Genomic DNA, 14,257 nt, shown 5'->3' with positions numbered 1-14,257 from the left:
CCCGCCATGAACGCACCCGACAAATTCATCGCCGCCACCGCCGCCGATCCGCGCCACGACCCCACGCGCGTGATCCGCGCCCCGCGCGGCAGCCAGCTGAACTGCAAGAGCTGGCTCACCGAGGCGCCGTTCCGCATGCTGCAGAACAACCTCGACCCCGAAGTGGCCGAGCGGCCGCAGGACCTCGTGGTCTACGGCGGCATCGGCCGCGCCGCGCGCAACTGGGAATGCTTCGACCAGATCCTCGCCTCGCTGAAGGAACTCGAGGACGACGAGACCCTGCTGATCCAGTCGGGCAAGCCGGTGGGCGTGTTCAAGACGCACGAGAATGCACCGCGCGTGCTGCTCGCCAACTCGAACCTGGTGCCGCAGTGGGCCAACTGGGAGCACTTCAACGAGCTCGACCGCAAGGGCCTCTTCATGTATGGCCAGATGACGGCCGGCAGCTGGATCTACATCGGCAGCCAGGGCATCGTGCAGGGCACCTTCGAGACCTTCGTCGAGGCCGGTCGCCAGCACTACGGCAACAGCCTCGCGGGCAAGTGGATCCTCACGGCCGGCCTCGGCGGCATGGGCGGCGCGCAGCCGCTCGCGGCCACGCTCGCGGGCGCGGTGTCGCTCAACATCGAGTGCCAGCAGTCGAGCATCGACTTCCGCCTGCGTACCCGCTACGTCGACAAGCAGGCGCGCGACATCGACCATGCGTTCGAACTGATCCAGCAGCACTGCGACGCCAAGGAAGCCGTGTCGATCGCGCTGCTCGGCAACGCGGCGGAGATCCTGCCCGAGCTGGTGAAACGCGCGAAGGCCGGCGGCCTCAAGCCCGACCTCGTGACCGACCAGACCTCGGCGCACGACCTGATCAACGGCTACCTGCCCGCGGGCTGGAGCGTGGCGCAATGGCAGGCCGCGATGAAGGACGAGTCGCAGCATGCCGCGCTCAAGAAGGCGGCCGCGCAGTCGTGCGCGGTGCACGTGCAGGCCATGCTCGACTTCCAGGCCATGGGCATCCCGACCGTGGACTACGGCAACAACATCCGCCAGGTGGCCTTCGACGAGGGCGTGAAGAACGCCTTCGACTTCCCGGGCTTCGTGCCCGCCTACATCCGGCCGCTGTTCTGCGAGGGCAAGGGCCCGTTCCGCTGGGTCGCGCTCTCGGGCGATCCGGAGGACATCTACAAGACCGACGCCAAGATCAAGGAGCTGTTCCCCGAGAACACCCACACGCACCGCTGGCTCGACATGGCGCGCGAGCGCATCAGCTTCCAGGGCCTGCCCGCGCGCATCTGCTGGCTCGGCCTGGGCGAGCGACACAAGGCCGGCCTGGCCTTCAACGAGATGGTGAAGTCGGGCGAGCTCAAGGGCCCGATCGTGATCGGCCGCGACCACCTCGACACCGGCTCGGTCGCCAGCCCCAACCGCGAGACCGAGGCGATGAAGGACGGCACCGATGCCGTGAGCGACTGGCCGCTGCTCAACGCGCTGCTCAACACCGCGGGCGGCGCCACCTGGGTCAGCCTGCACCATGGCGGCGGCGTGGGCATGGGCTACTCGCAGCATTCGGGCGTGGTGATCGTCTGCGACGGCACCGACGCGGCCGCCAAGCGCATCGAGCGCGTGCTGTTCAACGACCCCGCCACCGGCGTGATGCGCCATGCCGACGCGGGCTACGACATCGCCGTGGCCACCGCGAAGAAGCAGGGCCTGAAGCTGCCGATGATCAAGGGCTGAGCATGGCCGGCGGCACGCAGCGCTTCTCGCGCGCCACCTTGCCCGTGATGCCGTGGAAGAACGGCGGCGGCACCACGCAGGAGATCGCCTGCTGGCCGGCCGGCGCCGGGCTCGAGGACTTCGGCTGGCGCGTGAGCATCGCCAGCATCGCGCAGGCCGGGCCGTTCTCGCGCTTCGCGGGCATCGACCGCTCCATCATGCTGCTCGAGGGCGACGGCGTGCGGCTGCGCTCGGCCGACGGCGCCATCGACCACTCGCTCGACGCGCCGCACCGGCCCTTCGCCTTCAGCGGCGACATCGCGCTCGACTGCACGCTGCTGGGCGGCGCCTCGAGCGATTTCAACGTGATGACCCGCCGCGGCGCCTGGCGCGCCGAGGTGCGCGTGCTCGACGGCGCCACCGCGCTCGAGGCCGCGCCGCACGGCGTGCTGCTCGCGCTGCGCGGCGGCTGGCGGCTCGATGCCGGCGGCGCGGCGTGCCGCGAAGGCGAGGGCCTGTGCTGGTCCGATGCACCGCGCGGCTGGCAGCTCGCGCCCGAGGACGCGACGGCACGCCTCGTGGCCGTGCGCATCGTTCCCGCTTGAATCATGAAATACCAACAGCCGGACGCAGAGGACGCGAAGAATCCGCGAAGGTCGCGAAAAAGAAAGTCGAGATTTTCATGAATTCCTTTCGCGTCCTTCGCGCAACCTTCGCGTCCTCTGCGTCCAGAAGTCCGCTTTCCTGCAACGTGACTGGCTCGCGGCGCATTGCATCGGATCACTGACATGACCCTCTCCCATCCTTCCGCCGACGGCCTCTGGACCGGCCTGCGCCTCGCGCCGGGCGCCGCGCCCGGCATCGAATCGGACGATGCCGCCCTCGTCGTCGTGCAGGGCACGATCCGCTGGGTCGGCGCGCGCGCGCGGCGCTGCCGGCCGAGTACGCCGCATTGCCCGTGCACGACGGCGGCGGCGCGCTGGCCACGCCGGGCCTGGTCGACTGCCACACCCACCTGGTCTACGGCGGCCAGCGCGCCAACGAGTTCGCGATGCGGCTCGCGGGCGCGAGCTACGAGGAGGTGGCGAAGGCCGGCGGCGGCATCGTCTCCTCGGTGCGCGCCACGCGCGAGGCCGACGAAGACGCGCTGTTCGCCCAGGCCGCGCCGCGGCTCGAGGCACTGCTCGCCGACGGCGTCTGCGCGATCGAGATCAAGTCGGGCTACGGCCTCGCGCTCGCGCACGAGCGCAAGCAGCTGCGCGTGGCGCGGCGGCTCGGCGAACACTACGGCGTGACGGTGCGCACCACCTTCCTCGGCGCTCATGCGCTGCCGCCGAGTACGCGGGCCGCAGCGGCGAGTACATCGAGCTCGTGTGCCGCGAGATGCTGCCGGCGCTCGCGGCCGAGGGGCTGGTCGACGCGGTCGACGTGTTCTGCGAGCGCATCGCCTTCTCGCTCGACGAAACCGAGCGCGTGTTCCAGGCCGCCCGGGCGCTGGGCCTGCCGGTCAAGCTGCATGCCGAGCAGCTCTCGGACATGGGCGGCGCCGCGCTGGCCGCGCGCTACGGCGCGCTGTCCTGCGACCACATCGAGCACCTGTCGGCCGAGGGCATCGAGGCGATGCGCGCGGCCGGCACCGTGGCCGTGCTGCTGCCCGGTGCGTACTACACGCTGCGCGACACCCACCTGCCGCCGATCGAGGCGCTGCGCGCCGCGGGCGTGCCGATGGCGGTGTCTACCGACCACAACCCCGGCACCTCGCCCGCGCTGAGCCTGCTGCTGATGGTCAACATGGCCTGCACCCTGTTCCGCCTCACCGTGCCCGAGGCGCTGGCCGGCGTCACCGTGCATGCGGCGCGCGCGCTCGGCCTGGCGGCCACGCACGGCGTGATCGCCGCGGGTCGGCCCGCGAACTTCGTGCTCTGGTCGGTGCGCGACGCGGCCGAGCTCGCCTACTGGTTCGGCCAGCGGCCCGTGCGCACCGTGGTGCGGCAGGGCCGGATCGCCGTCGAAGCCGTGGGAGTTTCGGCATGACCCGCGCGCTGTTCGCGGCCGACGCGCTGCTGCCCACCGGCTGGGCGAAGAACGTGCTGCTGGCATGGAACGCGGCCGGCCAGCTCGTCGAGGCGAGGGCCGGCGCCGACAAGCCCGCCGATGCCGAGACGGCCAACGGCCCCGTGATCCCCGGCATGCCCAACCTGCACTCGCACGCCTTCCAGCGCGCCTTCACGGGCCTGACCGAGCACCGCGCCGAACAGCAGGACAGCTTCTGGAGCTGGCGCACGCTGATGTACCGCTTCGCCGCGCGCCTCGGCCCGCGGCAGATGGAGGACATCGCGACCTGGCTCTATGCCGAGATGCTCGAGGCCGGCTACACCAGCGTCTGCGAGTTCCAGTACGTGCACCACGACGCCGACGGCAAGCCCTATGCCGACGACGCCACGCTGAGCCGCGCGCTGCTGCGCGCCGCGCACAAGACCGGCATCGGCTTCACCCTGCTGCCGGTGCTCTACCAGACCAGCGGCTTCGGCGGCCTGCCGCCCAACGAGGGGCAGCGGCGCTTCATCCGTTCCACCGACTCGATGCTGCGGCTGCTCGAGGCACTCAAGCCCGCCTGCGACGCACAGGGCGCGCGGCTCGGCCTGGCGCCGCACTCGCTGCGCGCGGTGCCGCCCGACGCGCTGCGCGAGGCGCTCGCGGGGCTCGATGCGATCGAGGCCGGCGCGCCGGTCCACATCCACATCGCCGAGCAGACCAAGGAGGTCGACGACTGCATCGCCTGGAGCGGCCAGCGCCCGGTGGCGTGGCTGCTCGACCATGCGCCGGTCGACGCGCGCTGGTGCCTGGTGCATGCCACGCACATGGACGCCGACGAGTATCGGCGCGGTGCCAGGAGCGGCGCGGTCGCCGGCCTCTGCCCGACCACCGAGGCCAACCTCGGCGACGGCCTGTTCGACTTCGCTGCCTGGCGCCAGCACGGCGGTGCCTGGGGCCTGGGCTCCGACAGCCATGCCTGCGTCGATGCGGCCGAGGAGCTGCTGATGCTCGAGTACGGCCAGCGCCTGCGCACGCGCCAGCGCAACGTGGGCGCGACCGCGGCGCAGCCGCAGGTGGCGACCGCGCTCACCCTGCAGGCGGTGCAAGGCGGCGCGCAGGCCGCGGGCCGCGCCATCGGCGGCCTCGCGGCGGGCCAGCAGGCCGACTTCGTGGTGCTCGATGCGCAACGGCTCGCGCTGCAGGGGCTGTCGGCGCCCGACATGCTGTCGGCGCACGTCTTCGCGAGCCACCGCACCCGCGCCATCGACGCCGTGTGGGTGGCGGGCTGCCCGCGCGTCGCCGCCGGACGCCATGCGCTGCATGCCGAGGCCGCGTCCGCCTTCGTGGCCGCGCGCACCCAACTGCTTCAAGACTGAGGAACCTCACGCCATGACTTTCGCCACCACCGAACCGGCCTTCCGATTTCGCCAGGGCACGCGCCCGCTGCTGATCTCGATGCCGCACGTGGGCACCCACGTGCCGGGCGCGCTGCTCGCGCGCTTCACCGACGAGGCGCGCCATGTGCCCGACACCGACTGGCACCTCGAGCAGCTCTACGACTTCGCCGACGACCTCGGCGCCTCGGTGCTGGTGGCCACGCACTCGCGCTACGTGATCGACCTCAACCGTCCGCCCGACGGCGCCAGTCTCTACCCGGGCCAGAGCGTCACCGGCCTGTGCCCGGTCGACACCTTCGACGACACGCCGCTGTACGCCGCGGGCGACCTGCCCGGCGAGGCCGAGATCGCCGCGCGCCGCGATGCGATCTGGCAGCCCTACCACGCGCAGCTCGCGGCCGAGCTGGCCCGGCTGAAGGCCGCGCACGGCACCATCGCGCTGTGGGACGCGCACTCGATCCGCTCGGTGCTGCCGCGCTTCTTCGAGGGCAAGCTGCCCGACCTCAACCTCGGCACCGCCGACGGCAGGAGCTGCGACCCCGCGCTCGCCGCCACCTTGCTGGGCATCGCGACGTCGAACCCTGGCTACACCGGCGTGCTCAACGGCCGCTTCAAGGGCGGCCACATCACGCGGCAGTACGGCAATCCCGCGGCCGGCGTGCACGCGGTCCAGCTCGAGATGACGCAGTCGAGCTACATGCAGGAGGCGCTGCCCTTCGCCTACCTGCCCCAGGTGGCGGCCGGCGTGCAGCCGCAGGTGCGCCGCATGCTCGAGGCGGTGCTCGACTTCGTCGAAGGCCGCGGGTGAGCCGGGAATGAGCCGGCAATGAACACGGAGCCCTTTCTCGCCGCGCTCGGCGAGGCGCTGGGCGCCCGCCAGGTGCTGCGCGGCGAGGCCATCGCCGAGCGCCACCGCAGCGACTGGAGCGGCGTTGCGCCCGTGCTGCCGCTCGCGCTGGTTCGGCCGCGCGACACGCGCGAGGTGTCGGCCGTGCTGCGCCTGTGCAGCGAGCACCGCGTGCCCGTGGTGCCGCAGGGCGGGCTCACCGGGCTGGCCGGCGCGGCGGTGCCGCGTTCGGATGCGATCGCGCTCTCGCTCGAGCGCATGAACGCCATCGAGTCGCTCGATGCCGCCACCGGCACGCTGACCGTGCAGGCCGGCGCCACCCTGCAGTCGGTGCAGGAGGCGGCCGCCGCGCGGGGCCTGCTGTTCGGCGTGGACTTCGGCGCGCGCGGCTCGTGCCAGATCGGCGGCGCGCTGTCGACCAACGCGGGCGGCAACGGCGTGCTGCAGTTCGGGATGATGCGCGAGCAGGCGCTGGGCCTGGAGGTGGTGCTGGCCGACGGTCGCGTGTTGCCGATGCTGCGGCCCATGCTCAAGAACAACACCGGCTACGACCTCAAGCAGTTCTTCATCGGCGCCGAGGGCACGTTGGGCGTGATCACGCGCGCGCTGCTGCGGCTGCATCCGGCACCGCGCGCCAAGGCCACGACGCTGGTCGCGCTGCCGGACTTCGAGGCCGCGCTGGCGCTGCTGCGCCGGCTCGGCGCACGCTTTCCGGGTGCGCTGGCGGCCTTCGAGCTGATGTGGCGCGACTTCGTGCAGACCTCGCTGCGCTGGCAGCAACTGCGCGAGCCCTTCGACGCGGTGCATCCGCTGGTGGCGCTGGTCGACGTGGCCGGCGAGGACGAGGCCGCGCTGCGCGAGGCGCTCGAGGCTGCGCTGGCCGACGCGATGGCGGAGGGCGCGGCGGTCGATGCCGTCATCGCCCAGTCGCAGTCGCAGGCGCGTGCCTTCTGGAAGATCCGCGAGGCCACGGCCGAGCTGCCGGTGCACATGCATCCGCCGATCAACCTCGACGTGAGCCTGCCGATGGCCAGCATCGGCCGCTTCGCCGACGACTGCCGCGCGGCGCTCGATGCGCGCTGGCCCGGGCACCATTCGCTGTTCTTCGGCCACGTGGGCGACAGCAACCTGCATGTGACCACCGACGGCCAGGCCATCGGCGGCGAGGCCGAGGCCTTCGAGCGCATGGTCTACGCGCAGGTCGAGGCCCGCGGCGGCAGCATCTCGGCCGAGCACGGCATCGGCCTGCACAAGAAGCCCTACCTGGGCGCGAGCCGCACTCCCGACGAGCTGGCCGCGATGCGCGCCATCAAGCAGGCGCTCGACCCCCTCCACCTGCTCAACCCCGGCAAGGTATTCGACCTGTGAACACGACCGCCATCCATGCCCTCGCGCGGCCCGAAGTCGCGCCGCTGCCGGCCTACAACGCCGGCCTGTCCTCGGAGGCCGTGCGCGCGCGCTACGGCGTCGACGAGATCGCGCGGCTCGCGAGCAACGAGAACCCGTACGGCGCGAGCCCGGCGGTGGCGCGCGCGCTGGTCGACCTGGCGGCGCGCGCGGGCACCTACCCCGATGCCCATTGCACCGCGCTGCGCGCCGCGATCGCCGAACGCTGCGGCGCGCAGCCCGCGGAACTGGTGATCGGCAACGGCTCGGAGGACATCCTCCAGATGCTGTGCCAGGCCTTCCTGGGCCCCGGCGACCGCGTGCTCACGCAGCGCCCGGCCTTCGGCCTGCACGAGATCTATCCGCGCATGATGGGCGCGCAGGTCGAGCTGCTGGCGCTCACCCCCGAACTGGGCTTCGACATCGAGGCCTGGTGCGCGGCGCTCGCGCGCGGCCCCAAGCTGGTGATGCTGGCCAATCCCTCGAACCCGGTCGGCTGCATGTTCGACGCGCGGGACTTCGAGCGCCTGCTGGCCGCCGTGCCCGCGGGCACGCTGCTGGTGGTCGACGAGGCCTACTACGAATACGCGCGGCTCGCGAGCGGCTACCCCGACGTGCTCGCGCGGCTGCGCGGCGAGGCGGTGGCCTTCCCGTGGATCGTGCTGCGCACCTTCTCCAAGGCCTGGGGCCTGGCCGGCCTGCGCGTGGGCTACGGCATCGCGTCCGACGCGGCGCTGGTGCAGCTGCTCGACCGCGTGCGCACGCCGTTCAACGTGAACCTCGCGGCGCAGGCCGCGGCGCTTGCGGCCTGGGGCGACGAGGCCTGCATGACGGCGGCCGTGGAACGGACCGTGCGGTTGCGCGACGCGCTGGCCGCGCAGCTGCGCGCGCGCCGCTGGCCGGGGCTGCGGATCGCGCCGTCGGCGGCCAACTTCCTGTTCATCGACCTGGGCCGGCCCAACGGGCCGGTCAACGAGGCGCTGCTGGCGCGCGGCATCATCGTCAAGCCGTGGAAGGAGCCGGGCTTCGAGCGCTTCATCCGCGTCTCGGTCGGCGCGCCGCACGAGCTCGAGCGTTTCGTCGCGGCGATGGACGAGATCATGTCGAAGGTGCCATGAGGCTCTTTCGCGGCTGGGCGTCGTCGCGGCGGCCCATGTGCTGCTGGCGGCCTGGGCGATCCGGGCCCGGCCGCAGGAGCTCGGCCTGCTGGCGCTGCTGTCGGTCGGCTGCCTCGCGCGCACGGCCCGGCACGCGTCGGGCTGAAGTCCCGAAGACCGCTTCGGCGGTGCGGCGGGGGCGCGTTTTCTACAATTCGGACCCATGAAGCCGATCGTCTACACCCGTGCCCAGCAACTGTCCGAGATCCTCGGGGCGCCGCATCGCCATCCTCGATGGCGCCATGGGCACCATGATCCAGCGCTTCAAGCTGACCGAGGCCCAGTACCGCGGCGAGCGCTTCAAGGACTTCGAGCGCGACGTGAAGGGCAACAACGAGCTGCTGTCGCTGACCCGGCCCGACGTCATCTCCGACATCCACGAGGGCTACCTCGCGGCCGGCGCCGACCTGATCGAGACCAACACCTTCGGCGCGACCACCGTCGCGCAGGAGGACTACAAGATGGCGCACCTGGCGCGCGAGATGAACCTCGAGTCCGCGAAGCTGGCGCGCGCCGCCTGCGACAAGTACTCCACGCCCGACAAGCCGCGCTTCGTGGCCGGCGCCCTCGGCCCGACGCCCAAGACCGCGAGCATCAGCCCCGACGTCAACGACCCGGGCGCGCGCAATGTCGATTTTGAGGCCCTGCGCGCCGCCTACTACGAGCAGACCGAGGCGCTGGTCGAGGGCGGCGCCGACGTGATCCTGGTCGAGACCATCTTCGACACGCTCAACGCCAAGGCCGCGCTGTTCGCCGTCGATGAGTACTTCGAGAACAGCGGCGAGCGCCTGCCGCTGATCATCAGCGGCACCGTGACCGACGCCTCGGGCCGCATCCTCAGCGGCCAGACCGTGACCGCCTTCTGGCACAGCGTGCGCCATGCGCGGCCGCTGGCCATCGGCCTGAACTGCGCGCTGGGCGCGGCGCTGATGCGCCCCTACATCCAGGAACTGGCGCGCGTGGCCGACGACACCTTCATCAGCTGCTATCCCAACGCCGGCCTGCCCAACCCGATGAGCGACACCGGCTTCGACGAGACGCCCGACGTGACCTCGCGCCTGCTGCACGAGTTCGCGGCCGAGGGGCTGGTCAACATCGTCGGCGGCTGCTGCGGCACCACGCCGGACCACATCGCGGCGATCGGGCGCGCGGTGTCGCCGGTGGCGGGGCGGCTGCTGAACAATGCGGCGGGGTTCTACAAGGAAGCGGCTTGAGCCCGGGCCCGTAGCCTCGCGTTTCAGGACGCGATAGGCACCGACACCCCGGCAGCCTGCCGCTCGCGCGAAATCAGCGCCACGAAGCGCTGCGCCCCCAGCCCCAGCGGCCGCTCGCGCGACCACACCACGTCCACCCACAGGTTCAGGCCGTTGCTGAGGTTCTCGAGCGGGATCTCGACCAGCGCGCCCGCCGCCACGTGCGGCCGCACGAAATTGCGCGGCAGCCAGCCCCAGCCGACGCCGGCGGTGATCAGGCTCAGGGCGGCCAGTGCGTTGTCGGTGCGCCAGAGGTGGCGCGCGAACACGCTGCGCGGGTCCATGGTCGCGACGAGGTCGCGGCCGGCCACGACGATCTGGCGGGTGGCGATCAGGTGCTCCTCGCGCAGGCGGCCGCCGGGCGCGGCGGCCAGCACCGGGTGGCCCGGCGCCATCACCGCGACCATGGTGTCGCTGCCCACCTCCTGGAAGCCCTCGCGGCCGTCGAGGCTGGGCCGCTCGAACACCAGCGCGAGCTGGGCCCGGCCGCTGTGCAGCAGCGCCAGCGCATCGGCCTGCGGCGCGGCCAGCACCTCGACCTGCAGCAGCGGGTATTCGTGCGCCAGCTCGGCCAGCGCGCCGCTCCAGGGCGCGGCCAGCAGTTCGGGCGCGATCGCGAGCGTGAGTCGCTCCTCCAGCCCCTGCGTGAGCGCCAGCGCCTGCGCGTCGAGCTGGCGCAGCTGCGCCGCCAGCGCGCGCGCCTGCGGCTCGAGCGAGCGCGCGGCGGCCGTGGGCCGGGGCTCGCGGCCCTTGCGGTCGAACAGCTGCAGGTCGAGCTCGGCCTCGAGGTGGGCGATGGCCATGCTGACCGCCGACGGCACGCGGCGCAGGGCGCGGGCGGCGGCCGAGAAGGAGCCGTGGTCGATCACGGCCAGGAAGACCTCGACGCTGTCGCTGGAAAAGCTCATGGCGATTTTCGGATGGACCTATCAATAAAACTGAAATAAGTTGACTTTTTATATCAGCAGAAGACACATAAAGTCCAGGCATTGCAGTCACACAACAAGCCAAAGAGAGAGTCCGTCATGCAGGGAATCCAGCGCCGCATCGTCTACATCACCCTCTACGAAGGGATCGCCATCGTGGCCGCCAGCGCCGGGCTGGCGCTGATGACGGGCGCCGGCCTCGGCCATTCGGGCGTGCTGGCGGTGGCGGCCTCGGTCATCGCCGTGATCTGGAACCTGATCTTCAACAGCCTGTTCGAGCGCTGGGAGGCCCGCCAGGCGGTGCGCGGGCGCAGCATCAAGCGCCGCATCGCCCATGCCATCGGCTTCGAGGGCGGCCTGATCGGCCTGCTGGTGCCGATGTTCGCCTGGGGCCTGGGCATCTCGCTGTGGCAGGCGCTGGTGATGGACCTCGGGCTGGTGATCTTCTTCTTGGTCTACACCTTCGTCTTCAACTGGGCCTTCGACCGCGCCTTCGGCCTGCCGGCCTCGGCGGCGCCGGTCGCGCAGGCGGCCTGAACCCGCGCCGATAGACCCGCGCGCCGGCCGCGCCACCGGCAGCCGGTAAAATCGCCACCCCTTCCAAGGAGCGTTGCAGCGGCGGCGCGCGGCACCCCCCGGTCCGCGCACCCGCCGTCAGGCTTGGAAGGCGCCTTCTCGCAGAACCTGCCCGGAAGGCCCGGTTGCAACGACGCTCACCTGACGTGTCTTCCCCTGCCCAGGTGAGCCCCATGAGCGATGTTCCCGCGCCTTCCGTTCCTCCCATGAAGCTGTCCGGTCTCGAACCGGTGGCCATCGGCGAGGGCTCCCTGTTCGTCAACATCGGCGAGCGCACCAACGTCACCGGCTCCAAGGCCTTCGCGCGCATGATCCTCAACGGCCAGTTCGAGGATGCGCTGGCCGTCGCGCGCCAGCAGGTCGAGAACGGCGCGCAGGTGATCGACATCAACATGGACGAGGCCATGCTCGACAGCAAGGCCGCGATGGTGCGCTTCCTCAACCTGATCGCCAGCGAGCCCGACATCGCGCGCGTGCCGGTGATGGTCGACAGCTCGAAGTGGGAGGTGATCGAGGCCGGCCTGCGCTGCATCCAGGGCAAGGGCATCGTCAACTCGATCTCCATGAAGGAGGGCGTGGACAAGTTCAAGCACGAGGCCCGCCTCGTGAAGCGCTACGGCGCGGCCGCCGTGGTGATGGCCTTCGACGAGAAGGGCCAGGCCGACACCTACGCGCGCAAGATCGAGATCTGCGAGCGCGCCTACCGCATCCTGGTCGACGAGGTGGGCTTCCCGCCCGAGGACATCATCTTCGACCCGAACATCTTCGCGATCGCCACCGGCATCGAGGAGCACGACAACTACGCGGTCGACTTCATCAACGCCGTGCGCTGGATCAAGCAGAACCTGCCGGGCGCCAAGGTCTCGGGCGGGGTGTCGAACGTGAGCTTCAGCTTCCGCGGCAACGACCCGGTGCGCGAGGCGATCCACACCGTGTTCCTGTACCACGCGATCCAGGCCGGCATGGACATGGGCATCGTCAACGCCGGCATGGTCGGCGTCTACGACGACCTCGAGCCCGAGCTGCGCGAGCGCGTGGAGGACGTGGTGCTCAACCGCCGGCCCGACGCCGGCGAGCGCCTGGTCGAGGTGGCCGAGAGCGCCAAGAGCGGCGCCAAGGACGACAGCAAGAAGCTCGAGTGGCGCGGCACGCCCGAGCAGCCGGTGCACGTCAACCAGCGGCTGTCGCACGCCATGGTGCACGGCATCACCGACTTCATCGTGGAGGACACCGAGGAGGCCTACCAGCAGATCCTCGCCAAGGGCGGCCGTCCGCTGCACGTGATCGAGGGCCCGCTGATGGACGGCATGAACATCGTGGGCGACCTGTTCGGCCAGGGCAAGATGTTCCTGCCGCAGGTGGTGAAGTCGGCGCGCGTCATGAAGTCGGCCGTGGCCCACCTCATCCCCTACATCGAGGAGGAGAAGCGCCAGGACGAGGCCGCGGGCCGCGACGTGCGCACCAAGGGCAAGATCATCATCGCCACCGTGAAGGGCGACGTGCACGACATCGGCAAGAACATCGTCACCGTCGTGCTCCAGTGCAACAACTTCGAGGTGGTGAACATGGGCGTGATGGTCCCGTGCCACGAGATCCTCGCCAAGGCGAAGGTCGAGGGCGCGGACATCGTGGGCCTGTCGGGCCTGATCACGCCGAGCCTGGAAGAGATGCAGTACGTGGCCGGCGAGATGCAGAAGGACGACCACTTCCGCATCAGGAAGATCCCGCTGCTGATCGGCGGCGCCACCACCAGCCGCGTGCACACGGCCGTGAAGATCGCGCCGCACTACGAAGGCCCGGTGGTCTACGTGCCCGACGCCTCGCGCAGCGTGAGCGTGGCGCAGTCGCTGCTGAGCGACCAGGCCGCGGCCTACATCGGCGAGATCAACGCCGACTACGAGAAGGTGCGCACGCAGCACGCCAACAAGAAGCAGGTGCCGCTGTGGCCGCTGGCCAGGGCGCGCGCCAACAAGACGCCCGTCGACTGGTCGAACTACGTGCCGCCCGCGCCCAAGTTCATCGGCCGGCGCGTGTTCCGCAACTTCGACCTGACCGAGCTCGCGAAGTACATCGACTGGGGCCCGTTCTTCCAGACCTGGGACCTCGCGGGCCCGTTCCCGGCCATCCTCAAGGACGAGATCGTCGGCACCGAGGCCGTGCGCGTCTACGCCGACGGCCAGCGCATGCTCAAGCGCCTGATCGAGGGCCGCTGGCTCAGCGCGAGCGGCGTGGTCGGCTTCTGGCCGGCCAACACCGAGAACGACGACGACATCGTGCTCTACACCGACGAGTCGCGCAGCGAGGCCGCGCTCACCTGGTACGGCCTGCGCCAGCAGACCGAGAAGCAGGAGATCGAGGGCACGATGCGCCCGAGCCGCTGCCTGGCCGACTTCGTCGCGCCGCGCGAGAGCGGCCTGAAGGACTACGTGGGCATGTTCGCCGTGACGGCGGGCCTGGGCGTGGAGAAGAAGGAGAAGTACTTCGTCGACGACCTCGACGACTACTCCGCGATCATGCTCAAGGCGCTGGCCGACCGGCTGGCCGAGGCCTTCGCCGAGGCCATGCACCACCGCGTGCGCACCGACCTCTGGGGCTACGCGGCCGACGAGGCGCTGAGCAACGAGCAGATGATCGCCGAGAAGTACCGCGGCATCCGCCCCGCACCCGGCTATCCGGCCTGCCCCGACCACAGCGTGAAGAAGCCGATGTTCGACCTCCTGAACTGCACGGACATTGGCATGAGCCTGACCGAAAGCCTCGCTATGATGCCGGCCGCCAGCGTGTCGGGGTTCTACCTCGGGCACCCCGACAGCACGTACTTCAACGTAGGCAAAATCGGCCATGACCAGCTGCAGGACCAGGCGGTGCGCCGCAAGGCGAGCGAATCCGAACTGGAACGGCTGCTGGCGCCCAACCTCTGACGGCGCGCGGCGGGCCCTTCCGTTCCCCCGCGCCGCCGCCATCCACG

The 14,257-nt window shown here is 70.9% G+C and carries 9 protein-coding genes, 2 pseudogenes and 1 riboswitch; of the genes and pseudogenes, 10 read left to right on the top strand and 1 reads right to left on the bottom strand.

Annotation, left to right across the window (positions count from 1 at the left end; genetic code table 11):
- The first annotated feature begins 6 nt into the window (after positions 1 to 6).
- From hutU to ACHMXE_RS42555, 8 genes and pseudogenes are all read left to right on the top strand, one after another.
- The gene (gene hutU, locus ACHMXE_RS42590; protein WP_395349438.1) at positions 7 to 1,731 is read left to right on the top strand and encodes a urocanate hydratase; all 1,725 of its coding nucleotides are present in this window, start codon (positions 7 to 9) and stop codon (positions 1,729 to 1,731) included.
- 2 nt (positions 1,732 to 1,733) lie between these two features.
- Positions 1,734 to 2,315, top strand: coding sequence for a HutD family protein (locus tag ACHMXE_RS42585; RefSeq protein WP_395349437.1), 582 nt, complete (start codon positions 1,734 to 1,736; stop codon positions 2,313 to 2,315).
- A 183-nt stretch (positions 2,316 to 2,498) separates the two neighbouring features.
- Positions 2,499 to 3,744: pseudogene (hutI, locus tag ACHMXE_RS42580) on the top strand (imidazolonepropionase).
- Positions 3,741 to 5,123: a formimidoylglutamate deiminase gene (locus ACHMXE_RS42575; RefSeq protein WP_395349436.1), complete on the top strand. Its 1,383-nt coding sequence runs from the start codon at positions 3,741 to 3,743 to the stop codon at positions 5,121 to 5,123. Before hutI ends, ACHMXE_RS42575 begins: the two are co-directional and overlap by 4 nt.
- Before the next feature lie 13 nt (positions 5,124 to 5,136).
- Positions 5,137 to 5,952: an N-formylglutamate deformylase gene (gene hutG, locus ACHMXE_RS42570; RefSeq protein ID WP_395349435.1), complete on the top strand. Its 816-nt coding sequence runs from the start codon at positions 5,137 to 5,139 to the stop codon at positions 5,950 to 5,952.
- A gap of 18 nt (positions 5,953 to 5,970) precedes the next feature.
- Positions 5,971 to 7,359 carry an FAD-binding oxidoreductase gene (locus tag ACHMXE_RS42565; RefSeq protein ID WP_395349434.1) on the top strand — a complete coding sequence of 463 codons (1,389 nt, stop codon included), beginning with the start codon at positions 5,971 to 5,973 and terminating at the stop codon, positions 7,357 to 7,359.
- On the top strand, positions 7,356 to 8,495 hold the full coding sequence (locus ACHMXE_RS42560; protein ID WP_395349433.1) for a histidinol-phosphate transaminase: 1,140 nt from the start codon (positions 7,356 to 7,358) through the stop codon (positions 8,493 to 8,495). The genes ACHMXE_RS42565 and ACHMXE_RS42560 overlap by 4 nt, the downstream gene beginning before the upstream one ends.
- A 202-nt stretch (positions 8,496 to 8,697) precedes the next feature.
- Positions 8,698 to 9,748, top strand: a pseudogene (locus tag ACHMXE_RS42555) (homocysteine S-methyltransferase family protein).
- A gap of 23 nt (positions 9,749 to 9,771) precedes the next feature.
- Here ACHMXE_RS42555 and ACHMXE_RS42550 read toward each other — a convergent pair.
- A complete protein-coding gene (locus ACHMXE_RS42550) occupies positions 9,772 to 10,695 on the bottom strand; it encodes a LysR family transcriptional regulator (RefSeq protein WP_209540383.1) in 924 nt (307 codons plus the stop codon).
- 117 nt (positions 10,696 to 10,812) lie between these two features.
- Between ACHMXE_RS42550 and ACHMXE_RS42545 the strand changes: the two genes are divergently transcribed.
- On the top strand, positions 10,813 to 11,250 hold the full coding sequence (locus ACHMXE_RS42545; protein ID WP_395349432.1) for a PACE efflux transporter: 438 nt from the start codon (positions 10,813 to 10,815) through the stop codon (positions 11,248 to 11,250).
- Between the two features lie 59 nt (positions 11,251 to 11,309).
- A riboswitch (S-adenosyl-L-homocysteine riboswitch) is annotated at positions 11,310 to 11,435 on the top strand.
- Between the two features lie 60 nt (positions 11,436 to 11,495).
- On the top strand, positions 11,496 to 14,210 hold the full coding sequence (gene metH / locus ACHMXE_RS42540; protein WP_395353036.1) for a methionine synthase: 2,715 nt from the start codon (positions 11,496 to 11,498) through the stop codon (positions 14,208 to 14,210).
- Positions 14,211 to 14,257 lie beyond the last annotated feature (47 nt).

This window comes from Variovorax sp. UC122_21 (assembly GCF_044056785.1).
GTDB lineage: Bacteria > Pseudomonadota > Gammaproteobacteria > Burkholderiales > Burkholderiaceae_C > Variovorax.
This window is presented reverse-complemented; position numbering and strand designations above follow the sequence as displayed.